Annotated in this window: 27 protein-coding genes and 1 other RNA gene; 9 read left to right on the top strand and 19 right to left on the bottom strand. The window is 73.7% G+C overall.

Annotated features, from left to right (window positions below; translation table 11 throughout):
* Positions 1–57: 57 nt before the first annotated feature.
* Positions 58–903, bottom strand: coding sequence for a FadR/GntR family transcriptional regulator (locus AB0J24_RS26845; protein WP_358686404.1), 846 nt, complete (start codon positions 901–903; stop codon positions 58–60).
* A 138-nt stretch (positions 904–1,041) separates the two neighbouring features.
* Between AB0J24_RS26845 and AB0J24_RS26850 the strand changes: the two genes are divergently transcribed.
* On the top strand, positions 1,042–1,560 hold the full coding sequence (locus AB0J24_RS26850) for a gluconokinase (protein WP_358686407.1): 519 nt from the start codon (positions 1,042–1,044) through the stop codon (positions 1,558–1,560).
* A 3-nt stretch (positions 1,561–1,563) separates the two neighbouring features.
* Here the strand turns inward: AB0J24_RS26850 and AB0J24_RS26855 are convergent, their stop codons facing one another.
* On the bottom strand, positions 1,564–2,493 hold the full coding sequence (locus AB0J24_RS26855) for a winged helix-turn-helix domain-containing protein (protein ID WP_358686409.1): 930 nt from the start codon (positions 2,491–2,493) through the stop codon (positions 1,564–1,566).
* 109 nt (positions 2,494–2,602) lie between these two features.
* On the opposite strand from AB0J24_RS26855, the gene AB0J24_RS26860 reads away from it, so the two are divergent.
* Positions 2,603–3,193, top strand: a complete 591-nt coding sequence (locus AB0J24_RS26860) for a hypothetical protein (RefSeq protein ID WP_358686468.1) — start codon at positions 2,603–2,605, stop codon at positions 3,191–3,193.
* 6 nt (positions 3,194–3,199) lie between these two features.
* Here AB0J24_RS26860 and AB0J24_RS26865 read toward each other — a convergent pair whose 3' ends face one another.
* Complete coding sequence (locus tag AB0J24_RS26865; RefSeq protein WP_358686411.1) at positions 3,200–3,934, bottom strand: thioredoxin domain-containing protein; 735 nt, start codon at positions 3,932–3,934, stop codon at positions 3,200–3,202.
* 138 nt (positions 3,935–4,072) lie between these two features.
* A complete protein-coding gene (locus tag AB0J24_RS26870) occupies positions 4,073–4,699 on the bottom strand; it encodes a MauE/DoxX family redox-associated membrane protein (protein WP_358686413.1) in 627 nt (208 codons plus the stop codon).
* A gap of 137 nt (positions 4,700–4,836) precedes the next feature.
* Here AB0J24_RS26870 and AB0J24_RS26875 point away from each other — a divergent pair, with 137 nt between their 5' ends.
* Positions 4,837–5,565 (top strand): VIT1/CCC1 transporter family protein, encoded by a 729-nt coding sequence (locus AB0J24_RS26875; protein WP_358686416.1) that lies wholly within the window; start codon positions 4,837–4,839, stop codon positions 5,563–5,565.
* A gap of 31 nt (positions 5,566–5,596) precedes the next feature.
* Here the strand turns inward: AB0J24_RS26875 and AB0J24_RS26880 are convergent, their stop codons facing one another.
* The 12 genes from AB0J24_RS26880 to AB0J24_RS26935 form a co-directional block, all read right to left on the bottom strand.
* Entirely contained in the window at positions 5,597–5,788 is a 192-nt protein-coding gene (locus AB0J24_RS26880; protein ID WP_358686419.1) for a ferredoxin, read from the bottom strand.
* Between the two features lie 86 nt (positions 5,789–5,874).
* Positions 5,875–6,259: a transfer-messenger RNA gene (ssrA, locus tag AB0J24_RS26885) on the bottom strand.
* A gap of 137 nt (positions 6,260–6,396) precedes the next feature.
* On the bottom strand, positions 6,397–7,647 hold the full coding sequence (locus tag AB0J24_RS26890) for a saccharopine dehydrogenase NADP-binding domain-containing protein (RefSeq protein ID WP_358686421.1): 1,251 nt from the start codon (positions 7,645–7,647) through the stop codon (positions 6,397–6,399).
* Positions 7,641–8,588, bottom strand: coding sequence for an amidohydrolase family protein (locus AB0J24_RS26895; protein WP_358686424.1), 948 nt, complete (start codon positions 8,586–8,588; stop codon positions 7,641–7,643). The genes AB0J24_RS26890 and AB0J24_RS26895 overlap by 7 nt, the downstream gene beginning before the upstream one ends.
* A gap of 64 nt (positions 8,589–8,652) precedes the next feature.
* The gene (smpB, locus tag AB0J24_RS26900) at positions 8,653–9,138 is read right to left on the bottom strand and encodes an SsrA-binding protein SmpB (protein WP_358686426.1); all 486 of its coding nucleotides are present in this window, start codon (positions 9,136–9,138) and stop codon (positions 8,653–8,655) included.
* 28 nt (positions 9,139–9,166) lie between these two features.
* Complete coding sequence (gene ftsX, locus AB0J24_RS26905) at positions 9,167–10,069, bottom strand: permease-like cell division protein FtsX (protein ID WP_358686429.1); 903 nt, start codon at positions 10,067–10,069, stop codon at positions 9,167–9,169.
* On the bottom strand, positions 10,070–10,759 hold the full coding sequence (ftsE, locus tag AB0J24_RS26910; RefSeq protein ID WP_358686432.1) for a cell division ATP-binding protein FtsE: 690 nt from the start codon (positions 10,757–10,759) through the stop codon (positions 10,070–10,072).
* A 54-nt stretch (positions 10,760–10,813) separates the two neighbouring features.
* Positions 10,814–11,518 carry a hypothetical protein gene (locus AB0J24_RS26915; protein ID WP_358686435.1) on the bottom strand — a complete coding sequence of 235 codons (705 nt, stop codon included), beginning with the start codon at positions 11,516–11,518 and terminating at the stop codon, positions 10,814–10,816.
* On the bottom strand, positions 11,515–12,621 hold the full coding sequence (prfB, locus tag AB0J24_RS26920; protein WP_358686437.1) for a peptide chain release factor 2: 1,107 nt from the start codon (positions 12,619–12,621) through the stop codon (positions 11,515–11,517). Before prfB ends, AB0J24_RS26915 begins: the two co-directional genes overlap by 4 nt.
* A gap of 32 nt (positions 12,622–12,653) precedes the next feature.
* Complete coding sequence (locus tag AB0J24_RS26925) at positions 12,654–13,163, bottom strand: helix-turn-helix transcriptional regulator (protein ID WP_358686439.1); 510 nt, start codon at positions 13,161–13,163, stop codon at positions 12,654–12,656.
* A gap of 172 nt (positions 13,164–13,335) precedes the next feature.
* Entirely contained in the window at positions 13,336–14,397 is a 1,062-nt protein-coding gene (locus AB0J24_RS26930) for an acyl-CoA dehydrogenase family protein (protein WP_358686441.1), read from the bottom strand.
* An 8-nt stretch (positions 14,398–14,405) separates the two neighbouring features.
* Positions 14,406–15,593 carry an acyl-CoA dehydrogenase family protein gene (locus AB0J24_RS26935; RefSeq protein WP_358686443.1) on the bottom strand — a complete coding sequence of 396 codons (1,188 nt, stop codon included), beginning with the start codon at positions 15,591–15,593 and terminating at the stop codon, positions 14,406–14,408.
* 123 nt (positions 15,594–15,716) lie between these two features.
* On the opposite strand from AB0J24_RS26935, the gene AB0J24_RS26940 reads away from it, so the two are divergent.
* The 3 genes from AB0J24_RS26940 (at position 15,717) to AB0J24_RS26950 (ending at position 17,399) form a co-directional block, all read left to right on the top strand.
* Positions 15,717–15,959: a hypothetical protein gene (locus AB0J24_RS26940; RefSeq protein ID WP_358686445.1), complete on the top strand. Its 243-nt coding sequence runs from the start codon at positions 15,717–15,719 to the stop codon at positions 15,957–15,959.
* 8 nt (positions 15,960–15,967) lie between these two features.
* A complete protein-coding gene (locus AB0J24_RS26945; protein WP_358686448.1) occupies positions 15,968–16,360 on the top strand; it encodes a hypothetical protein in 393 nt (130 codons plus the stop codon).
* A 67-nt stretch (positions 16,361–16,427) separates the two neighbouring features.
* Positions 16,428–17,399, top strand: coding sequence for a zinc-binding dehydrogenase (locus AB0J24_RS26950; protein WP_358686450.1), 972 nt, complete (start codon positions 16,428–16,430; stop codon positions 17,397–17,399).
* A gap of 9 nt (positions 17,400–17,408) precedes the next feature.
* Here AB0J24_RS26950 and AB0J24_RS26955 read toward each other — a convergent pair whose 3' ends face one another.
* Entirely contained in the window at positions 17,409–18,167 is a 759-nt protein-coding gene (locus AB0J24_RS26955; protein WP_358686452.1) for a tyrosine-protein phosphatase, read from the bottom strand.
* 52 nt (positions 18,168–18,219) lie between these two features.
* Positions 18,220–18,690, bottom strand: a complete 471-nt coding sequence (soxR, locus tag AB0J24_RS26960; protein ID WP_358686455.1) for a redox-sensitive transcriptional activator SoxR — start codon at positions 18,688–18,690, stop codon at positions 18,220–18,222.
* Positions 18,691–19,135: 445 nt separating this feature from the next.
* Between soxR and AB0J24_RS26965 the strand changes: the two genes are divergently transcribed.
* Together AB0J24_RS26965 and AB0J24_RS26970 are read left to right on the top strand one after the other, a co-directional pair.
* Positions 19,136–19,936 (top strand): transglycosylase SLT domain-containing protein, encoded by an 801-nt coding sequence (locus tag AB0J24_RS26965; RefSeq protein WP_358686457.1) that lies wholly within the window; start codon positions 19,136–19,138, stop codon positions 19,934–19,936.
* Between the two features lie 147 nt (positions 19,937–20,083).
* Positions 20,084–22,150, top strand: a complete 2,067-nt coding sequence (locus AB0J24_RS26970) for an acyltransferase family protein (RefSeq protein ID WP_358686460.1) — start codon at positions 20,084–20,086, stop codon at positions 22,148–22,150.
* A 3-nt stretch (positions 22,151–22,153) separates the two neighbouring features.
* Here AB0J24_RS26970 and AB0J24_RS26975 read toward each other — a convergent pair whose 3' ends face one another.
* A complete protein-coding gene (locus AB0J24_RS26975) occupies positions 22,154–22,369 on the bottom strand; it encodes an RNA-binding S4 domain-containing protein (RefSeq protein WP_358686463.1) in 216 nt (71 codons plus the stop codon).
* Positions 22,370–22,402: 33 nt separating this feature from the next.
* Here AB0J24_RS26975 and AB0J24_RS26980 point away from each other — a divergent pair, with 33 nt between their 5' ends.
* Entirely contained in the window at positions 22,403–23,008 is a 606-nt protein-coding gene (locus AB0J24_RS26980) for a methyltransferase (protein ID WP_358686466.1), read from the top strand.
* Positions 23,009–23,151: the final 143 nt, after the last annotated feature.

The raw sequence follows: 23,151 nt of genomic DNA on the forward strand, positions 1-23,151 counted from the left end.
TGCGCGTCGTCGATCGTGGAGGATCGAACGCCGCGGGCCACCGGCCGCTCGACGCGATCATCGGTCCGGCGTGGTCGTGGGTGTCCACACTCGTCCGTCCGAACCGGCCTCACCGTCCGCTGTGCCGGCGGCCGTGCCGTCGGCGCCCGGCCCCGGCGCGGCCTCGGTGCCCATGCTCATCGCTGACGCGGCCTCGGTGCCCATGCTCATCGCTGACGCGGCCTCGGTGAGAATCGCGCGCATCGCCGTCTCCGCCGCGACCCCGTCCCCGCACCGGACCGCGTCGGCGACGTCACCGTGCAGTCTGATCGCCGCCGGCTCCGGTCGCGCCGGCATCAGGTGGTGCCGGGTCCGCCCGGCGAGTACCTCCGCCACCATCCCACCCAGTGCGGCCAGCATCTCGTTGCCGGACGCGGCGAGCAACGTCCGGTGGAACCGCACGTCGGCGTCGAGATACGCCGCGAGGTCACCACTGCGTCCGTGCACCGCCATGTCCATGACCGCGCCGACCAGCTCACCACACTGCACCGGTGTCGCCCGGGTCGCCGCCAGCAGGGCGGCCACGGGCTCGACCCCCTGCCTCAGCTCCGACAGCGACCGGAGCTGCACCGCCCGCTCCGCCCCGTCGAGGCGCCAGCGGATCACCCGGGGATCGTGCACGTTCCACCGGTCACGGGGCGCCACCGTCGTCCCGACCCGGCGCCTGCTCTGCACCAATCCCATCGACTCGAGAACCCGGACGGCCTCGCGCACGACGGTCCGTGACACCCCGTAGCGCTCACCGAGCTCGTCGGCCCGCAGGACGGTCCCCGGAGCGACGCCGCCGCCCGCGACGAGCGCACCGATCCGGTCCACGACATCGGCATGCAGACCCGCTCCGCTGCCCCCGGTCCCGACACTCATCAGGCGAATGCTCGCACACTCACCATATCTGAATCGATACGCACTTGAATAAGTACTACTTATGACGCAGGCTGGGCAGCGCGCGCCGGATCCCTCCGGCACGCGTGCCGAAGCCGCCGCACCGAGGAGCCCGTCGCCGTGACGCACCAGCCGCAGTATGTCCGGCGAGCACCGCTGATCGTGGTGATGGGGGTGTCGGGATCCGGCAAGTCGACCGTCGGCGCAGCGCTGGCCCAGCGGCTCGGCGTCGCCTTCACCGACGCCGACGGCCTGCATCCCGCGGCGAACGTCGCCAAGATGAGCGCCGGCGTCCCCCTCACCGACGACGATCGGTGGCCCTGGTTGGACGCGGTGGGTGCCGAACTCGCCGCCCACGAGCACGACGGCCTGGTCATCGCCTGCTCGGCGCTGCGCCAGGCCTACCGGGACCGGATCCGGGTACACGCACCGCGCACCACGTTCCTGCACCTGACCGGTCGGCGCGAGGTCCTGGCGGCCCGGATGGCCGGGCGCGCCGGGCACTTCATGCCGCCTGCTCTGCTCACCTCCCAGCTCGACACCCTGGAGCCGCTCGCCGGCGGTGAGGCCGGAGCCACCCTGGACATCGAGGCACCGGTCGACGACCTCGTCGAGGCCGGCGCCGCCGCTCTCGCCTGAGGACTACACGACGAGCCCGGCCGGTTCACCGGCGCGACCGGTGTCGACGGGCCCCCGACGACCTCGTCCAGCGCCCGGCGCAGTCGTCCGACCGCCTCGGCGAGCACCGGCTCGGGATGGGTGAAGGGCAGCCGCAACCGGTCCTCGAAGGCGTGCCCGGCACCGAACCCCGGCCCCGGCGCGAGCGTGAGCCCGAACCGGGGCGCCACCGCCGTCAGCGCCGTCGACAGGTCGGCACCGAGGTCGCACCAGAGCACCAATCCACCGCTCGGGACGGCCACCCGCCACTCGGGCAGTACCGCGGCGCGCTCGCCGACCAGCCGGTCCCGGCGTCGTCGCAGCTCGGCGGTCCGCTGAGCGCGGATCGCGTCGAGCGCATCGAGCACCTCGACCGCGATCAGCTGTTCCAGCACGGGCTGCGCGATCTGGGCACGGGCCAACCGCCGCCGCATCCGCGCGGCCGGTTCGGCTGCCGCCCTGATCCACCCCAGCCGCAGCCCGCCCCAGGCGATCTTGCTGGCCCCGCCGACGGTGACGACGTCGTACCGCCTTCCGGACCAGCTCGGGCATCTGCGGGGGCGCGGCCGGGGCGGCGTGCGCCAGGTCGATCATCCCGCCCCGGGCCGGCCCGGGCACCCAGGCCCCGTCGACGTGGGAGAGGCCGTCGGGCAGCCGTACCCAGGTGCCGGAACCCCGCAGCGCATCCGCCCACCCGTCGTCCCGCAGCTCCCGGTACGCGTGCGTGACGGTGATCCGGCTGACCCGGAGCCGCTCCGCGAGCGCCCGCTCCGCCGGGAGCCGGGTGCCGGCCGGGAGCCGGCCGTCACCGACGAGCACCCGGATCGCGTCGGCGAGCGCACGGTACGCCGGGCCGCGGGCACGCCGGAGGTCCCCGCACAGCCCGGCCAGCGCCGCCGCTCCGATCCCGTCCATGGATCAGTCCACTTCCCTTCGATTGGATCGCAGACACGTGGCCGGTCCGGGGGCAGGATGCCCTCACGTGACGATCGACCAGAAGGGCGGCTCGCGTTGGTCGCTGCGGATGCCGCGGAGACGCCGTCGACTGATCCAGCTCCTGGTGGGGCTGGTGGCGTACGCGTTCTCCATGGCGTTGATGATGCGGGCCGGCCTCGGCTCGATGCCGTGGGACGTCCTGCACCAGGGTGTCGCGCTGCGCAGCGGTCTCCCGATCGGCGCGGTCACCGCCCTGATCGGGGTGGTGGTGCTGCTGGCGTGGATCCCGTTGCGGGAGCGGCCCGGCATCGGGACCGTCGCGAACGTCGTCGTGATCGCGCTGGTGATCGACGGTGCGCTGGCCGTCGTGCCGGTGGTGGACGGGCTCTGGGCGCGGGCCGCGCTCGCGGCCGCCGGGATCGTCCTCAACGCGGCGGCGACCGCCGCCTACGTCGGCGTCGGGCTCGGTCCGGGACCGCGGGACGGCCTGATGACCGGTCTCGCGGCCCGGACCGGTCGCTCGGTGCGCGCGGTCCGGACCGCGATCGAGGTGACGGTGGTGCTCACCGGGTGGCTGCTCGGCGGCACGTTCGGCGTCGTGACCGTGGCCTACGCGCTCGGTGTCGGACCGCTGATCCAGTGGTTCCTGCCCAGGCTCACCGTCCGGACGTCCCGGTGAGCGCCCTCAGGTGACGTCCGACAGCCAGTCCGCGTTGGTGAGGTCGGCCATCCGGCCGTCCACCAGCACCGTCGGGGTGGCGAAACGCCCCTGCGGAGCGGCGGCCGGGTTCGCCACCGCCGCATCGGTCGCGTCGACGATCGAACCCGTCCCGCCCTGCGCGGCGACACATCCGCCGAAGTCGCCCGTCGCGCCCAGTTCGGTACCGAGCGCGGTCAGCTGCTCGATCGTCAGACCGGCGGTGCCCTGGCGCGGCTGGTCGACGTAGAGCCGCGAGTGGTAGGCCGGGTAGATCCCGGCGTCCACCGCGCAGAGCGCGGCGTTGCCGGCCCGGGTGGAGTACCCCGGGGGTGCGGAACGGTCGTCCAGGATCGCGATCGTGTGGTAGTTGACCTTGATCTTGCCCTCGTTCATGCCCCGCGTGAGCTGGTCGCGGTAGATGCGCTCGAACTGCTGGCAGGTCGGACAGAGATAGTCCTCGTAGACGTCGATGGTGACCGGCGCGGCCTGGTCGCCCGCCCGGACGACGGCGCCGTCGCGGGCGACCGGGTACGCGGGTTCGGCGCCTGCGGTGTAGTTCTGCCACGCCAGGTAGAGCCCGGCGGCGAGTGCGACGACCAGGACCACGGCGCCGATCACCACGCCGCGGGCCCCGAGACCGGACTTCTTGGGCGGGGTGATCCCGGCCGCCTGCAACCGCGCCTGTGCGGCCGCCCGTCGCTCCCGCTCCGACTGTGTCATCGCTGTTCCTCTCCGCGCGGCCGGCTCCCGCCGGACGTGTCACCGGCCCCGGGAGCCGGTCGCGATCGCCCGCCACCGGCCCGCCCGGGCCCGCTCCCTGCTCTGCTCACCACCGCGGGGCCGCATCGGCCCGGCCCCTCATCCGCCCCGTTCGTTCCCCGCCCGGGCCGATCCCGGGCCACGGGCCACCGGGTCCGCGCCCGGCCGGTCGTCGACGGCCGGGCCGTCCACCTCGGGCCCGGCGCCGCGGGACGCGCCCCGGCCGGCGACGCTCTCGTCGGGCACCCGGTCGGCGTTCGTCCGGCCGTGCCCGATCCGGTCCACCGCCAGCAGTGTGCGCGGGCGCACCGACAACCAGACAGCCAGCCCCAGGAAACCGAGGTCGCGCAGCAGCGACGACAGGTACCGCTCCTCCCCCGGCTCCACCGGTCCGCCCCCGCCGAAACAGCCGCAGTCGATGGACAGACCCCGCGCCCAGGCCTGTACGAGCCCGATCACGAACCCGACCAGCAGCAGCGCGCTCACCACCGCCGCCAGCCGGGTACCGACGCCGAGGAGCAGCAGCGCGCCGAGCGCCAGCTCCAGCAGCGGGAGGACCGTCGCGACGAACGGGACGGCCGGGGCGGGCAGGACCTCGTAGGCGTCGACCGCGACGGCCGCCTGCAACGGATCGGCGAGCTTGCCGATGCCGGAGACCAGCCACACGGCCGCCAGCCCGAGCCGCACCACGGTGCCCGCGACGTCGAGCGGTCGAGCGGATCTCACGGCGGGAGCCTAGCGAGCGGCCGGCGCCGCGCGGTTCACACGTCCGGGCGGACGACACCGCTGTGGCATCTCCCCGCCGGCGCGGTGGTCCCGTTCAGGACCTTGTCCGTGCAGGTCAGCGGCCTATCATCCGGTTCATGAAGGATCCGGAGCTGGCCGCGGAGCTGGCCGAGCACCAGCAGGACCACCACCATCGGGACGTGTCCGGTGGCTGGCTGCGGGCGGCGACGTTCGGGGCGATGGACGGGCTCGTCACCACGATCGCACTCATCGCCGGAGTGGGTGGTGGCGGCGCGGACCGCGACCTGATCGTGTTGACCGGGATGGCCGGTGTCGGCGCCGGCGCGTTCTCGATGGCGCTCGGCGAGTTCGCCTCGGTCGGCACCCAGAACGACGCCGTCGACGCCGAGGTGTCCGTCGAGCGACGCGAGCTCGCCCGGCATCCGCGGGCCGAGCAGTACGAGCTCGCCCGCGCCTACCGCGAGATGGGCCTGTCCGAGCAGACCGCCGCCGCCGTGGCCCGCGAGGTGCACGCCGATCCGGAGCTGGCCCTGCGGGTGCACCTCACCCAGGAGCTGGGCGTCAGCCTGGACGACCGGCCGTCCCCGTGGGTCGCGGCGACCTCGTCGTTCGCGGCGTTCGTGGTGGGCGGGATCATCCCGCTGGTGACGTTCCTGCTCGGGTACTCGTCGCTGGTGCTCGGCCTCGCGGTCGGCGGCCTCGGCCTGCTGGTCGCCGGGGCGCTCACCTCCCGGTTCACCTCGCGGACCTGGTGGGGGGCGGCGCTGCGCCAGCTCGCCTTCGGAGCCCTCGCGGCCTGCGCGACCTACCTGGTGGGCACGCTGATCGGCGTCGCGATCGTGTGAGGCCCCCGGACCGTCCGGTCGCCGGCCCTGTTCAGTCCTCGACCACGATCACCCTCGCCGGGCAGACCTGCTCGGCCTCCTCGACCGCGGCCCGGTCCGTCTCGGCGGGGTGATCGGTGAGCAGCTCGACGATGCCGTCGTCGTCCTGGTCGAACACGTCCGGTGCGGCGACGACGCACTGCCCGGCGCCGATGCACAGATCCTTGTCCACGGAGACACGCATACCGCCACCCTCTCACCGCACCACCGCCCTCCGCAGAACGACGGCGGCCCCGCCCCGGATAGTCCGGGACGGGGCCGCCGCAGTGGTGGTGGAGGTGCCGGGAATCGAACCCGGGTCCTCCGTCGGTTCACGAGGGCTTCTCCGTGCGCAGTTCGCTCCGTCTCTACTCGGATCCACCGGTCACGCGAACAAGCCGGTGTGACGATCCCAGCCGCTGTGAGATGTCCCCTGTGGCTCCGCGGCCGAGCCACAGGGTGAGTCCCCTGAATGATGCCGGGAACCGGAGCGGGGACGCCTCCGGCCCGACAGCCCCTACCTGGTTATCAGGCAGCGAGCGCGTAAGCGCTCTGCGGGGCAGTGCGACTGTTGTCGGCACTTATTTTTTTGCGACGCATGGTTAACGAGATCATCGTCGCCTTCCTCGGCACGCTTCACCTCGATCAACGATCGGAGTCGAAACCGTTCACCCCCTGGTCAGGTAGGTGTCCACCTGGTGTCCGCCCGAGCGTACCCGCGCGGACGCCCAGCATAACGCCCCGCGGCCCGCGGATCATTCCGGTTCCCGCCGGCTGCTCGGCGACGAACGAGGCCGGGCCACCCCGGGCAGATCAGGCCCGCGACACCCGGTAGGTGTGCCCGGCCGCCCGCAGCCGGTCGACGAGCACGTCCCCCATCGCGGTGGCCGGGGTCAGCGACCCGGCCCGGTCCGGCAGCGCCGAGCCGCCGAGGGCGAGCGCGAGCCCGCTCTCCCCCAGCATCACCGCGGTCGCGGCGTACCCGGGATCACCCGGGCCGGCGACCGTCACCCGGTAGCGGCGGCCCGACTCGGTCCGGGCCCGCACGTCCATCCGGAACCACCCGCGTTCCCGGGTCCGTTCCGACGGGCCGGTACCCGGCGCGGGCAGCACCCGGTCGAGCAGCGGCCGGAGCACCGGGACCATGAAGGCACCCACCAGCAGGCCGAGCCCGCCGGTGACACCGGCCGCGGCGACCGCGCCGACCGGTCCGGTGCCGCAGCCCTGCAGCTCCCCGTAGCGCAGGCCGGGCCCGTACGCGTGGCCGAGCAGCGCGTTCGAGCGGCGCACGATGCGGGTGTTGTACGACGCCATCACGAACGGTGCCGTCCAGGTGCCGTCGTCGAGCCGGGCGGGCGGCCCGGCGTCGGCGGGCTGCGACGGTGTGGGCTCGGCGGCGCGGTCCGGGCTCAGCGTGTGCGGGTCGGCGGCCAGCCGCCGCCGCACCGGGTCGGTGCGGACGGCGTCGATGTGGCCGCGCAGCGAGTCGATCGTGCCGCCGCTGACCCCGCCGCGCATCGTGGCCACCGTCCGCACCTCCGTCAGCCCACCGGCGCCGTCCGCCGCCGCCGCGGTGTGGGCGAGCCAGACGCCCAGGTCGGACGGGATCGAGTCGTAACCGCAGGAGTGCACGATCCGGGCCCCGCTGGCTTCGGCGACGCCGTGGAGGCGGTCGATGACGTCCCGGACGAACAGCACCTCACCGGTCAGGTCGGCGTAGTGCGTCCCGGCCCGGGCGCAGGACTCGACGAGCCCGCGTCCGTACTTCGCGTACGGACCGACCGTGGTCAGCACGACGCGGGCGGCCGCGGCGAGCCGGTCGGTCGCCGCCCGGTCCGCGGAGTCGGCGACGATCAGCGGCCACTCCCGGGCCGCGAGGGGCAGGTTCGCCCTGGTCGCGGCGAGCTTCGCCGCGGACCGCCCGGCGAGCGCGATCCGCACCCCGGGCGGGGCGTTCTCGGCGAGATGGCGGGCGGTCAGCTCCCCCACGAAACCGGTGGCCCCGTAGACGGCGATGTCCACCGGCTCGGCACCGCCGGCCGGGTCGTGCTGCGGGTTCACCACGGGGACTCCTCGGAGATCGGGGACGCCGGCCGGTCCGCGACGCCCAGCAGCTCGGCCGGCGCGTCGTGGAGGACCGAGCGCAGGAAGGCGGCGCCGAGGGCCGGCTCGGCGGCGGCCCACTCGTGGATCGCGGCCAGCTGCTCGGCGTACGGGTAGGGGATGTTCGGGAAGTCGGATCCGAGCACCACGCGCCCCGGGAACCGCGCGAGACGGGCCGGCCAGTCCGCGGGCAGCGGCGCGAGCCGCTCGGAGAACGCGGTGCCGACCATCGTCGTGTCCAGCACCAGGTTCGGGAACCGTTCCAGCAGCTCCAGCGCACCGCGGAAGTCCGGCATGCCCGCGTGCGCCAGCACGATCCGCAGCGCCGGGTGCGCCTCGAGCACCTCGGCGAAGATCCCGAGCCCGGTGTGCCGGCCCGGGATCGGACCGTCCCCGCAGTGCACGACGGCCGGGACCCCGGCGTCGGCCAGCAGTCCCCAGGCGTCGCGCAGCAGCGGATCACGCGGGTCGAACGCACCGACCTGGACGTGCACCTTGACCATCCGCGCGCCTGCCTCGACGGCACGGCCCAGGTAGTCGACGACCGACGGTTCCGGGTACAGCGTCGCGGTCCGGACGGCCCGCGGGTGGGCGTCGGCGAACTCGCGGGCCCAGCCGGTCAGCCACTCGCCCATACCCGGCTTGTGCGGGTAGGTCAGCGGCGCGAACGCGAGCACGCCGAGCCGTTCCAGCACCTCGTAGCGCTCCTGCTCGGACAGCCGGTACTGCACCGGCCACGGGGTGCCGTAGTGCGTCCGGGCCTGGTCGAAGTACGCCCAGACCTTCTGCAGCATGCGCTCGGGCAGGAAGTGCACGTGCACGTCGACCAGGCCGGGCAGGCCGAGCTCGGCGGTCCAGCGCGGCACGTCGGCGTCGTCGCGGGGTGGCACGGGGAGATCCACGGCCCCCACCCTAGGCCGCGGTGCGGGGGCCGGCCGGGCCTGCGGCGGCCCGGAGGTGCCGGGCTCAGCCCAGGCTGCGCGCGCGGCCCTTCGCGGCGCGACCGACGGCGCGGGCGATCTCCCGCTGGGCGTCCTTCTTGGCCAGGTCGCGGCGCTTGTCGTAGTCCTTCTTGCCGCGGGCGAGCGCGATCTCGCACTTGACCTTGCCGTCGTTGAAGTACAACGACAGCGGCACGAGCGTGAGCCCGCCCTCCCGGGTCTTGCCCATCAACCGGTCGATCTCACCGCGGTGCAGCAGCAGCTTGCGGGTGCGGCGCGGCTCGTGGTTGGTCCAGCTCCCGCGGACGTACTCCGGGATGTGCAGACCGCGCAGGAAGATCTCCCCGTCGTCGATGGTGGCGAACGCGTCGGCCATCGACGCCCGCCCCAGACGGAGGCTCTTCACCTCGGTCCCCTTCAGCGCGACCCCGGCCTCGAACTCCTCCAGGATCGTGTAGTCGTGCCGGGCCCGACGGTTCTGCGCGATCACCTTCCGGCCCTTTTCCTTCATGTGTCCAGCGTACCCGCGAGCACCTGCGTCAGACCTTCACATAAGCGCGCAGCGTCACGTACCCGGTGATGCCGGCGACGACGGCGCCGACCGGCACCAGCAGCGCCGACACCAGGAGCACGTCGGTGAGCCGCAGCGGCGGGACCACCCCGGCCTGCCCGATCGCCGCGACGAGGTCGTCGACGACCGCGTACTTGGCCGCCACCAGACCGGCCCCGGCGAGCGCCCCACCGATCGCCCCGGCGATCGCCGCCTCGACCAGGAACGGCAGCTGCGTCGTCCACCGGGTGGCCCCGACCAGGCGCATCACCCCCACCTCGGTGCGCCGGGTGAACGCCGACACCTGCACGGTGTTCGAGATCAGCAGCACCGCGGCGAACGCCTGCACGACGGCCAGCGCGAACGCCACGTTCCGCACCCCGTTCAGGAAGTCGAACAGCGTCCCGACGACGTCGCGCTGGTCGATCACCCCGCGCACACCGGGCCGTTCGGCGACCGCCGCACGGACCGCGGCCGGCCCGGCCTCCTGGTCGGTGAGCGTCACCCGCAGCGTCGCGGGCAGCGACTGCGGACGCGCGACGTCGGCCACCGACTGCCCGGCGAACAGCTCACGGAACCGGGTGTAGGCCTCCTGCTGGGACTCGAAGGTCACCGCGGCGACGCCCGGCGCGGTCTCGACGGCCGACCGCAGCGACGCGCACGTCGGGCCGGAACAGTCCGGATCGGAACCGGAGACGTCGGCGGTGAGCGCGACCTGGATCTCCAGCCGGTCCGTGTACAGGGCGGAGATGTCGTCGATCGTGCGCAGCACCAGCAACCCGGCGCCGACCGACATGAGGGTGACCGCGGTGGTCAGCACCATCGCGACGGTCATCGTGACGTTGCGGCGCAGGCCCGAGGAGACCTCGCGGGCGAGCAGGGCGGGGCGCATCTACCGGCCCGCCCCGTACACCGCGTGCGACTCGTCGCGCAGCACGGCCCCGTCGGCCAGCTCGATCACCCGGCGGCGCATCGCGTCGACGATCGAGTCGTCGTGGGTGGCCATCAGCACCGTCGTCCCGCCGCGGTTGATCCGCTCCAGCACCTGCATGATCTCCCGGCTCGTGTCCGGATCGAGGTTCCCGGTCGGCTCGTCGGCCAGCAGCAGCGGCGGCCGGTTCACCGACGCCCTGGCGATCGCGACCCGCTGCTGCTCACCACCGGACAGCTCGTGCGGCATGCGTTCGGCCTTGCCCTGCAGCCCGACCATCTCCAGCAGCTCGGGGACCGCGGTCCGGATCTCGGCGGGCTTGCGCCCCAGCACCTCCAGCGCGAACGCGACGTTGCCCGCCACGCTGCGCTTGGGCAGCAGCCGGAAGTCCTGGAAGACGCACCCGATCCGCTGGCGCAGGCCGGGCACCTTGCGCCGCGGAAGCCGTGCGACGTCGCGGCCGTCGACCCGGATGGTCCCCGAGGTCGGCACGTCCTCCCGGAGCAGCAGCCGCAGCAACGTCGACTTGCCCGAACCGGAGGGCCCGATCAGGAAGGCGAACTCACCGGCGGCGACGGTCAGCGAGATCCGGTCCAGCGCCGGACGTCCGGACGCCGGATAGCGTTTGGTGACGTCCTGCAGCTCGATCACGGAGCGGGACGGTACCGCCGCCCGATCTGCACGAGCGGTGACGACACGCGGGGATCAGGGGGCCGTCACGTCGACCGGCAGACCGGGTTCGGTGAACGTCAGGCTGATCGCACCGGCGGCGGTCCCGGCCGGTGCCAGCCGCACCTGCAGCAACCGGCCCTCGTCCGCGGTGCCGGGGGCGCCGAGCCACGCGTCGAACCCCGGGTTCGGCGAGACCAGCCCGGCGAGCTCGTCGAGCCGGGTCGCCTCGGCCGGGCCGGGCGCGGCGTCCCGGGCCGCGGCCAGGTCCACGGTGCCGGTGTAGCGCAGCGCCGGGACCCCGTCCACGTCCTCCGGGCCCTGCTCGGTGACCTCACGCAGCCCGGACGTCGTGTGCAGGGCCCCGGTCAGCGCGCCGATCGGCAGCAGGCCGGTGGAGAGCGGTTGCCACTGCTCGGCACCGCCGAACCGGAGCCAGGCGTCGTCGTCGAGCACCCGCAGCTGCGCACCGCGGGTGCCGAGCGCGACGGTGAGATCCGCCGCGAGCGGGTCGAAGCGGACCGGGCCGCCGCCCTGCAACGGGCCGGTCGGCCCGTCCAGGGTGACGCTCACCCGGGCGGACCCGGCGTCGGTGAGCGCCGTCCCCGCCGAGGTCACGATCTCCTGCGGGGTGGGCGGCGGGTCCTGCTCGGCTCCGGGGCCGACGCCGGTGCACCCGGCGAGCACCAGGGCCAGCACGGCCCCGAGGACGACGGCCGCTGCCCGGGGGCCCCGGCTCACGACGCGTCGGCCTGCTGACGACGCCAGCGGATGCCGGCCTCGATGAACTGGTCGATCTCACCGTCGAACACCTGGGAGGGGTTGCCCTCCTCGTGCTCGGTGCGCAGGTCCTTCACCAGCTGGTAGGGGTGCAGCACGTAGTTGCGCATCTGGTTGCCCCAGGACGAGCCGGCCTCCTTGAACGAGTCGCGCAGCTCGCGTTCCTCCTGCCGGCGCCGCTCCAGCAGCTTCGCCTGCAGCACCGTCATCGCCGAGGCCTTGTTCTGCAGCTGCGAGCGCTCGTTCTGGCAGGCCACCACGATCCCGGTCGGGATGTGCGTGAGCCGCACCGCGGAGTCGGTCGTGTTGACACCCTGACCGCCCGGTCCGGACGCGCGGAACACGTCGACCCGCAGGTCCTTCTCGTCGATCTCGACGTGGTCGGTGACCTCAACCACCGGCGCCACCTCGACCCCGGCGAACGAGGTCTGCCTGCGGCCCTGGTTGTCGAACGGCGAGATCCGGACCAGCCGATGGGTGCCGGCCTCGACCGAGAGCGTGCCGAAGGCGTAGGGCGCGTGCACCGCGAAGGTGGCCGACTTGATGCCGGCCTCCTCGGCGTAGGAGGTGTCGTAGACGTCGGTGCCGTAGCCGTGCCGTTCGGCCCAGCGCAGGTACATGCGGAGCAGCATCTCCGCGAAGTCGGCGGCGTCCACGCCACCGGCCTCGGCCCGGATCGTCACCAGCGCCTCGCGCTGGTCGTACTCGCCGGAGAGCAGCGTCCGGACCTCCAGCGAGGCGATCTCGTTGCGCAGCTTCACCCGCTCGGCGTCGGCGTCGGCCACCGCCGAGTCGTCGCCCTCGTCCTCGGCGAGCTCGTAGAGCACCGGGAGGTCGTCGAGCCTGCGCCGGAGGTCGTCGAGCCTGCGCAGCTCGCCCTGGGCGTGCGCGAGCCTGCTGGTGATCTTCTGGGCGGCGTCGACGTCGTCCCAGAGGTCCGGCCGGCCCGCCTGCTCGGACAGCTCCTCGATCTCCTGCCGCAGCGCGGGCACGTCGGCGACGGCCTCGATGCTGGACAGCGTGGTGTCGAGGTCCTTCAGGTCGGCCTGGACGTCGGGGTTCACGCCGACCGAGGGTACGCGGGGCGCGGCGCCGCTCAGTCCTCGGGCACCGCGTCGATCAGCTTGATCATCGCCCGGGTGTGGGCGACGGCGAAGTCGGCGACCGGCCTGGCGTAGGGGTCGGTGGTGGCTTTCGCGGCGGCCCGCGCCGCGGCGAGCCGCTCGGTGTAGGCCTCGCGCGCCGCGCGCAGCAGCTCGGTGCGCTGCTTCACGGTGAGCGAGCCGGCGTGCAGCAGGCGCAGCACGAGCGGGCTGCGCACCGCATCGGCGTCACCACCGGCCGCCAGCCACGCCTTGAAGGCCCGCTTGCCCGCGGCGGTCACGACGTACTGCTGGCTCGCCCGCGGGCCCTGCTTGCCCAGCCGGAGCAGGCCCTCCTCGGTGAGCGCGGGCAGCTCCCGGTAGACCTGGCTGCGGGTCACCGAGAAGAACAGCCCGAACCGCTCACCGGCGGCGGCGACCAGCTGCCCGCCGGTCATCGGGCCGCCGTGGAGCAGACCGAGCAGAGCGGCGGCGGTCGCGTTGACCGGTGTGACAGGGGCCATGACATCGACGGTCCCACGGACGGGGCCGCTCCGCGAGTCCACGTTGCACCCGGGTTGTCACCCGATCCGTGGACGGCGCGCCCGCGGAGCACCCGGTGCCGCCGTTCGCCACGGTCGCTTTCGGACAGGCGGGCCCGCCGGCGGAGCCGGTCCACTGTCGACCCGCCCGCGGTTACATCGTGAGCGCCGCGATCCGCTCCCGCGCCGTCCTGAGGTCACCCCACTGCCCGGCCAGCCGACGAGCGCGCTTGTAGAAGAAGTGCGCCTCGTGCTCCCAGGTGTACCCGATCCCGCCGTGGTACTGGATCATCGCCGCGGTCGACTGCAGCGCGACGTCGTTGGCCTTGGCCTTCGCGACGGCGACGGCGAGCTCGGCGCCCGCCAGCCCTTCCTGCACGGCGTACGACGCGTACAGCGCCGCGTGCTCGGCCATCGTCACCCCGACGTGCAGGTCGGCCAGCGCGTGCTTGATCGCCTGGAAGGACCCGACCGGCACGCCGAACTGCTCGCGCTCCCGGTCGTAGGCCACCGTGCGGGACAGCGCCTCGCGGGCGACGCCGACCAGATCGGCCGCCACGAGCACGGTCGCCCGGTCGGCCAGCCCGCGGGCGACCTCGACCGTCGCCCCCGGCAACGGCTCGGCGCTGCCGCCGGTCAGCCCGGCAAGCCGGGTGGTGCCGTCGTAGGAGCCGACCGGTGTCGCCGACGCGCCGGTGAGGAGCACCAGACCGGGCACGCCGTCCTCGGCGGGGGCCACCACCACGTCGGCGATCGCGCCGTACTCCACGGCGGGAAGGCCGCCGGCCGCCGAACCGCGGGACGCGAACGCCCCGACGGCCTCCCCGGCGGCCAGCCGCGGCAGCCAGGTCGCGCGCTGGGCGTCGGAGCCGGCGAGCCGGACCGCCTCGGCCGCGAGCACGGTCCCCCGCCACGGGCCGGGCGCGACCCCGGCGCCCAGTGCCCTGGCGATCACCTGCGCCTCGACCAGGCCGAGCCCGAGCCCGTCGTGCTCCTCGGGCACGGTCACGGCCAGCCAGCCCTGTTCACCGGCGGCGGCCCACAGCGACGCCGGGTTCCCGGCGGCCCCGTCGTTCCCGGCAGCACCGTCGTTCCCGGCAGCACCGTCGGCGCTCTCGACCACCTCGCGGACCGCCGCCAGGTCGAACCGCTGCGCCAGGTAGTCGCGCACGGCCCGGTCGAACTCGCGCTGGGTGTCGGTGAGTGCGAAGTACACGGTGTCCCCTATCGCGGCAGGCCGAGCACGCGCTCGGCGGTGATGGTGCGCTGGACCTGCGAGGAGCCGCCCCAGATCGTGACCGAGCGGGACCACATGGCCTGCGCGTGCATCGGCCGCAGGTCGGTCACCGGGTGACCGTCCGGCCCGACCAGGGTGTCGAGCGTGGCGTCGTCGCCCAGGACCTGGTCGTAGACCTCCCAGAGGTCCTGGAACGTCTCCGACCACTGCAACTTCGTCATCGACGCCTCGAAACCGAGGTCACGGCCCTGCTCGACCTGGGTAAGGACGTGCATCGAGTGCAGCCGCAGGCACTCCAGCTCGGTGAGCACCCTGGCGAGCTCGTTGCGGATCACCGGGTCGGTGTCCCGCCCGAGGGCCCTGGCGACCGCCACGATCTCGTCGTACTGCCTGCGGAACTCGGTGTACTGGGAGATCCCCGACGCACCGCGCTCGAAGGACAGCAGCAGCATCGCCGTCCGCCAGCCGTCACCGATCTCACCGAGACAGTCGGTGACCGGGACCCGCGCGTCGTCGAAGAAGACCTCGCCGAACTCGCTGGCACCGCTCATCTGCTTGAGCGGGCGGGCGGTGACACCGGGCTGGTCCATGTCGATCAGCAGCATGCTGATGCCGCGGTGCTTGGACGATCCCGGCTCGGTGCGGACCAGGGTGAAGATCTTGTCGCCGTGCACGGCGTTGGTGGTCCACACCTTCTGCCCGTTGACGACGAACTCGTCACCGTCACGCGTGCCCCTGGTGGACAGGGCCGCGAGATCGGACCCGGCGCCGGGCTCGGAGAAGCCCTGGCACCAGATCACCTCGTTGCGCAGCAGCGGGCCGATGATCTCCCTCTTCTGCGCCTCGGTGCCGATCGCCATCACGGTCGGGGCGAGGAAGGCCAGCCCGAGCGGGTTGACGGTGCGCGGTGCGTGCGCGCGGACGGTCTCCTCGTCGTAGATCGCCTTCATGCCGGGGGTGCCGCCGCGGCCGCCGTACTCGGTCGGCCACTGGATCCCGGCGAAGCCGGCGTCGGCCTTGTCGCGCTCCCAGTCGCGGCGCAGCCGGAAGCTCTCGTCGTCGTCGAGGGACTCCCAGAAGCCGGGCCGGGTCCACTCCTGCGGGATGTGCGCCGCGAGCCAGGAGCGCAGCTCGCTGCGGAACTCCTCCTCGGCGGGGGTGAAGGTCAGGTCCATGTGTCGCACCCGTTCTGCGTTGAGTCGCCGCTGTCCCTGGCCGCAATCTTGCATACCCGCCGGTAACCGGCCACCCCGGCGTGCCGGATGGCCGCCCGGGTATGCAGCGAGTACGATTCCGGTATGCGCAGCGAGCGGGTGACGGTCACGCTGCCGGCCGAGCTGGTAGCGGAAGCGCGGGACGCGGTGTCCCGCGGATCAGCGGCGAGCCTGTCCGCCTACGTGGCGGAGGCGGTCCGGGCCCGGCAGGACCGGGACCGGTCGCTGGCCACGCTGGCGGTCCTCTACGGCGGTCCGCCGCCGGCCGATGAGCTGGATGCGGCGCGGCGTTCGCTGCGCCCGGTCCCGCCCGTGGCCGTCGGCTGAGCCGCGCGATGATCGGCGGACGAGTTCTCGATGCCTCGGCTCTGGCGGCCTTCGCGACCGGCCGCCCCGTCTACATGCGGGCCCTCGTCTGGGCCGCCGTGGAGGAGGGCATCGTGCTCGCGGTGCCCAGCACCGCGCTCGGCCGGGCCTGGTCGATGGTCGAGGCCGAGCACCACGCGGCCCTGCAGGTCCTGCTCGGCCTGCCGAACACGGTGATCCACGATCTCTCCCCGGAGAGCGCACAGGAGGCCGGGCTGCTGCTCGCCTCCCAGGGGCTCGACGACATCGCCACCGGCCAGGTCGTCTCGGCGGCCCGGCGGCGCGGCTGGCCCGCCGTCACCGGCGACCCCGGGACCCTGCGCAAGCTGGACCCGCTGGTCCCGATCGAGGAACTGCCCTGATCCCTTGACCTGACGTCGGCTTCAGGTCAGATGCTCCTCCGGTCACCCGAGACGACCGGAGGTCCCGATGCTCGCCATCGTCCAGCACGACCACGGAGGACCCGAGGTCCTCGTCCCGCAGGAGGTACCCGATCCGGATCCCGGCCCCGGCCGGGTCCGCGTCCGGGTCGAGGCCGCGGGGGTGCACCTGGTGGACACCACCCTGCGCGCCGGCGGCACCCGCGGCCCGTTCGCGGCACCCTCCCTGCCCACCGTCCCCGGCCGGGAGGTCGCGGGCGTGGTCGACGCGGTCGGCCCGGGCACCGATCCCGGCCTGCTCGGTGCCCGGGTCAGCTCGCATCTCGGCCCGGACGGATCGGGCGGGTACGCGGAGGTCGCGATCGCCCGTGCCGACGGCCTGCACCGGCTCCCGGACGGGGTCGGCGCCGCGGCCGCGGTGGCGGTGCTCGGCACCGGGCGCATGGCCGAGGGCCTGCTGGAACTGGCCCGCCCGCGCGCCGGGGAGATCGCCCTGGTGACCTCGGCGGCCGGTGGCATCGGGACGTTGCTGGTCCAGGCGCTGGCCGCGGAGGGTCTGACGGTGCTCGCCGCGGCCGGGCCCCGCCGACCGTCCGGGCCGCTGCCCCGCGGAGCGGTCCCGCTGACCTACGACCGGCCCGGATGGGTCGACGCCGCCCGCGAGCGCACCGGGGGACGCGGCGCCGACCTGGTCCTCGACGGTGTCGGTGGTGACACCGGGCGCGGCGCGTTCGACCTGCTGGCGCCCGGCGGCCGGGTGCTGCTGCACGGCTGGTCGGCGGGCACCCCGACCTCCTTCGGCGCCGACGAGCTGTGGGAGCGGGCGCTCACCGTGACCGTGGCCCTCGGACCGCCGATCCTCACGCTCGGCCTGCGCCGGCTCGAGGAACGGGCGCTCAACCGGCTCACCGACGGGCGGTGGACACCGGTGATGACCAGCTACCCGCTGGCCGAGGCGGCCCGCGCGCACGCCGACCTGGAGGCACGCCGCACCCGGGGGAAGGTGGTGCTCATCCCCTGACCCGCCGGGTCAGCGAGCATTCTCGTCACGAAGGCGCGAACGCAATGTGGCCAGCTCGTCGTCGGTCAGGCCGTGCTCCTGCAGCCAGCCGACGGGGCCGTCGTGGCGCTCGTCGAGCAGCCGCAGGAAGGTGTCCATCACCTCGGCCCGCGGCCGGTGCCGGTCGAGTTCCTCGGCGGGCGGCATCGGGCGCCCGGCCGCGGTCGTCCACCGTCGGAACAGGGCGTCGATCCTGGTCGCCGACAGCGCGTAGTCCGCGACCACCTCGTCCCGCGGGACGCCGACGGCCGAGCAGACCAGTGCCACGAGCACGCCGGTGCGGTCCTTCCCGGCCGCACAGTGCACGACGGTCGCGCCGGTCTCGCGTTCGGCGATCCGGCGGACGCCGGCCACCACGTTCGCGCTCCGGTCACCCAGGTAGGCCAGGTAGTGGCCGACCATCGGGTCGGTGTCGTCGCCCAGCTCCGGCAGGCCGCGCCCGCTGTCCGGGATGAAGCTGAGCCGGTGCACGGTGATCCCGGCGCCGGCCAGCGCCCCGGCCCCGCTGATCAGCAGCTCCTCGTCCTTGCGCAGGTCCAGCACCTGGACGACGCCGAGCTCACCGGTCAGCCGGGCGACATCGGCCGGGCTCAGCCCCTCCAGGGACTCGGTGCGCAGCAGGACGCCCGACCGGACCCGGCCACCGCCCTCCAGCGGGAGGCCGCCGACGTCACGGGCGTTGGCGAGGCCGTCGAAGGTCAGCCAGCGGTCCGGCACCAGATCCGTCACGTACCTGAGACTAGGCAGCCGGGCGCGGACGTGGGGGGTTCCGCGACGGGGCTCACCGCCCGTGCACCGGTGGGCGGCGCAGAGCGGACGGCAGCCGCCGGGCACCGTCGCCCTGGACGGCGGCGGCGTCGTCGGGATTGACCAGACGACAGCTCGTCATGGACAGACAGCCGCAGCCGATGCAGCCGTCCAGGCCGTCGCGCAGCGCGGTCAGTGCCTCGATCTGCTCGTCCAGCCTGCCGCGCCAGGCCTTCGACAGCCGCGACCAGTCCGACCGGGTCGGTGTGCGCTCGGCGGGCAGCGAGTCCAGCGCGGCCCGGACCTCGTCCAGACCGATCCCGAGCGACCGGGCCGCCCGGACGAACGCCAGCCGGCGCAGCACGCTGCGGCGGTACCGGCGCTGGCCACCCGAGGTGCGGCTCGCCGAGATCAGCCCCTCGCGCTCGTAGTAGCGCAGCGCGGAATGCGGAAAACCGCTCCGCTCGACGATCTCGCCGATCGTCAGGAGATCACCCGACTCCATCTCCTCCACCCTCTCCGGCCCCGTCCGGCCCAGGACCGATGCTGAAGCTCGATTCACTATCATGCCGTTCGGCGCGATCGGGTCACCTGTGGTGACGTCCGCCCGTCGGTGCGGATCGGCCGCCCGCCGGGTCGCGTCCCCGGTACCCCAAGATCGATTTCTCGGTGAGCGGTGTCTGCCGCGCGGCGACCGACGCCCACGGGGCTGGACCTGCCGGGCGGACCCCTCTACGGTGATCGGCAAGTCATCACGGTCCGATCACGAGCGGACCACGAGCCGGAATCCCCGACCGGCTCGCCCGGGACCCCCGACCCGGCCGCTCGGTGGTCGACGCCGTCCGTTGATCGTGAAAGGGCACCCCTTGCCAGGACACCGCTCCCCCGGTGGCCGCCGCGTGTTCCCCCGACCCGTGGCGTCCGTTCACCCGACAGCTCCCCCCGCAGCGATGAGCGCTGCCCGTACCGTCCGCTCCCCCGGGCCCGCGCACGCGGCCCGCCGCGCCGGCACCGCGACCGCGGCGACCGGCGCGGCCTTCGGCGTCCTCGCCTCCGGTGCGTTCGCCACGATCGTCCCGACCACGCTCGACGGGACGGCCACCGAGGCCGACGCCGAGGAGTCGACCACCGCGACGACCCTGGCCGCCTACACGGCGACGATCCCGTCCTCGTCCGCCGGCTCGGACGGGAGCCCCTCGGGCTACTTCAGCCCGGTCTCCTTCGAGCACTCCGGTGCGGCGTCCGGTGCGCTGCAGGCGGCCGCGCCGGCCGACGACATCGACATCGCCTCGGTCGGCAAGGCCCGCGAGATCGCGGACCGGATCGCCGAGGAGCACCGCAGGGCGGCCGAGGCACAGGCCCAGCGCGAGGCGGAGCAGGCCCGGCTCCAGGAGCTGATCGCCAAGGGCGGCGTCGACGCCTGGATCGCCGAGGCGCTCGACCACATGGGCATGTCGCAGTCGTACGCGACCGGGCTCAAGCGGATCATCATGAAGGAGTCCAACGGCGACCCCAACGCCATCAACAACTGGGACTCCAACGCCCTGCGCGGCACCCCCTCGGAGGGCCTGATGCAGGTCATCCCGTCGACGTTCAAGGCCTACGTGCACCCGGACTTCGCCCACGAGGACATCACCCACCCGATCGCGAACATCACCGCCGGTGTGCGGTACATGGTCGACCGGTACGGGCTCGAGACCCTCGCGGCGGGTGGCCGGACCGGCGCGAACGGCGGTTACATCGGCTACTGACCCGGCGCTGGGCACACCGTCGTGCGGTGTGCCCACCCGGACTGTGACTGTGACGGCGGTCGGCAGGGAGAACCTGCCGACCGCCGTTCTCGTTGCCGAAAGTAAAGTCATCTTTAATCGTTCGTGGCCGAGAGGAGCTCCCCGCTCGTGACGCCCACCGGTGGAGCGCACCCGGCCCGCACCGGCGCCGCCCCCGGCGGTAGCGGTTCGGCGACCCGGTTCCGGCCCGAGCTCCAGGGACTGCGCGCGCTCGCGGTGCTCCTCGTCGTCACCTACCACATCTGGTTCGACCGGGTGTCCGGCGGAGTCGACGTCTTCTTCCTGATCACCGGGTTCCTCATCGTCGGCGGCCTGTACCGGGCCGGTTCACGCGGCGGGATCGATCTGCTCGCCACCTGGCGGCGGCAGCTGTCCCGCCTGCTGCCCGCGATCACGGTGGTGCTGGGGGCCGGGATCGTCGCCGGCGTGTTCCTGCTGCCGGAGAGTCGATGGTTGCCGACGGTCCGGGAGACCGCCGCCTCCCTGTTCTTCCTGCAGAACTGGGAGCTGGCGGGCAACGCCGTCGACTACGCCGCGATGAACAACGCGGCGAGCACGGTGCAGCACTTCTGGTCGCTGTCCATCCAGGGCCAGTTCTACCTGTTCGCCCCCCTGCTGGTGGCCGGCGTGGCCGCCGCGGCCCGGCGCGACGGCGCGGACCTGCACGCCCGGTTGAGCGGCACGCTGCTGGTCGTCGGCGGGGCGTCGCTGGCGTACTCGGTGTACCTGACGCTGACCGACCAGCCGCTCGCCTACTTCCACACGTTCACCCGGATCTGGGAGTTCGCGCTGGGCGGCCTGCTCGCGCTGTGGATCTCCCGGATCGAGGACCGCCCGGAGCTGACACCTCCCGCCCGGGCGGTGCTCGGCTGGTTCGGGGTACTGGCGCTGGTGTCCTGCGGCGTGCTGCTCCAGGTGGACCGGGCGTTCCCCGGCTGGGCGGCGCTGTGGCCGACCCTCGCGGCGGCGATGGTGCTGGTCGCCGGGCGATCCGGGCACCCGTTCGGCGTGGACCGGTTGCTGTCCGGCCCGGTGCTGCGCCGGATCGGCGACCTCTCCTTCCCGCTGTACCTGTGGCACTGGCCGATCCTGGTGCTGACGCTGGTGTACACCGACGAGGACCGGCTCGGCCCGGGTGGCGGTGCCGCCGTCGTCGTGGCGTCGTTCGTGCTGGCCTGGCTCACCCACCGGTTCGTCGAGCAGCCGATCGCGGCACTCGACGTCCGTCGGGCGCTGCGGACCGGTGGGGCGCTGGCCCTGGTCGTGCTGCTCGGGTCCGCCGCCTGGTGGGGAGCCGCGGCCGTGCGGTCCTCGCCCGGTGCCGAGGCCGGCTCACCGACCCATCCCGGAGCTGCTGTGCTGACCGGCGGGGTGGAGCCCGCCGCGCCGGCGGACGACCCGGACACCGAGGTGGCACTCGTCCCCTCACTCGTACAGGCCGGTGAGGACTGGAGCTACCGGCGCGGCACCTGGCTGTGCGACCCGACCGACCGGCCCGAGGTCGATCTCTGCACGATCCCCGCCCCGGGCCCCGACCCGGCGCAGCGCCGTGTGGCGGTGGTCGGCGACTCGCACGCCCAGCAGTACGTCGCGTCCCTCATGCCGGTCGCCGCGGAACGCAACTGGGAGATCATCGGCTTCTTCCGCGGTGCCTGCCCCTTCTCCACCGTCGCCGAGTCCGAGTGGGCCGAGAGCGGCTGCGCCGAATGGAACGGCGAGGTCGCGCAGGAGCTGGCCGAGCAACGGCCCGACGCCGTCGTCACCCTCGCCACCCGTGAGGTTCGTCCCGGGCTCACCGAGATCACCCCGCAGGGCTTCGTCGACGTCTGGAAGACGATGGACGAGGCCGGGGTGCCGGTGGTGGCGGTACGGGACAACCCCCGGCCGCCGTTCTCCGTGCCCGAGTGCGTCGGCCGGGAGGGCAGGCACGCCGAGGCCTGCAGCATGCCCCGGGACGAGGTGTACAGCCCGCTCCCGCCGTACGCGCTGCTCCCGGACGTCCCGCCGAACGTCACCTTCGTCGACACCGCGCCGGCGATCTGCGAGCCGGACCTCTGCCCGAGCGAGATCGGCAACGTGCTCGTCTACATGGACGACAACCACCTGACCGCGACCTACGCCGAGAGCATGGCCCCGCTGTTCGCCGACCACTTCACCCACCAGCTCGGCTGGTGACGCTCACACCGGCCGGACGCTCCGCCCGTCGACGGCGACCACGTCGCCGCGGCGCAGCTGCGCCCCGCGCCGGTACTCCGGTTCCCCGTTCACCGTGACCAGACCGGACTCGAGCAGCTCGCGGGCGTGACCGCCGTCCTCGGCCAGGTTCGCCAGCTTCAGGAACTGCCCGACCCGGATCGGTTCGTCGCGGATCGGCACGTCGCTCGGGGTGGTCATGGCCCCATTCTGCGGGCCGTAGCATCGGGCGCTGTGGCAGACCACTACTTCAGCGCCACCCCGGCGGTCGCGAGCCGGCCGGGCGAGGTCCGGTTGCACGCCGACGGCGTCGACCTGACGCTCGCGACGGACTCCGGGGTGTTCTCCGGCGGCCGGATCGACCGCGGGACACGGGTACTGCTCGACACCGCTCCGATGCCACCGGTCCGTGGACCGCTGCTGGACGTCGGCTGCGGTTACGGTCCGATCGCGCTCACCCTCGCGGCACGCCGGCGACGGCTCCCGGTGTGGGCGGTGGACGTCAACGAGCGGGCGCTGGGCCTCACCCGGGACAACGCCGCAGCCGCCGGGCTGGGCAACGTGACCGCCTGCGCTCCCGACGAGGTACCCGGTGACCTGTCGTTCGCCGGGATCTACTCCAACCCGCCGATCCGCTCCGGGAAGCCCGCGCTGCACGCGCTGCTGCTGCGCTGGCTCCCCCGGCTGATGCCGGAGGGGCGGGCCTGGCTGGTGGTGGCCAAGAACCTGGGCTCGGACTCCCTGCACCGCTGGCTGGAGGACGAACAGGGCTTCCCGACCGCCCGGCTCGCCTCGGAGAAGGGCTACCGGGTGCTGGAGGTGGCACCGCGCGAGGCGTGAGCTCCGGGTCCGGGCAGGGATCCGGACCCCGGCCCGGACACGGCCCGGACACGGCGGAGGCCCCCCGGGACATCCCGGGGGGCCCCCGCCACGTGGTAGCGGGGGCAGGATTCGAACCTGCGACCTCTGGGTTATGAGCCCAG

Origin of the sequence: Pseudonocardia sp. NPDC049635 (assembly GCF_040659795.1) — a bacterium.
In the GTDB taxonomy this organism is placed as follows: Bacteria; Actinomycetota; Actinomycetes; order Mycobacteriales; family Pseudonocardiaceae; genus Pseudonocardia.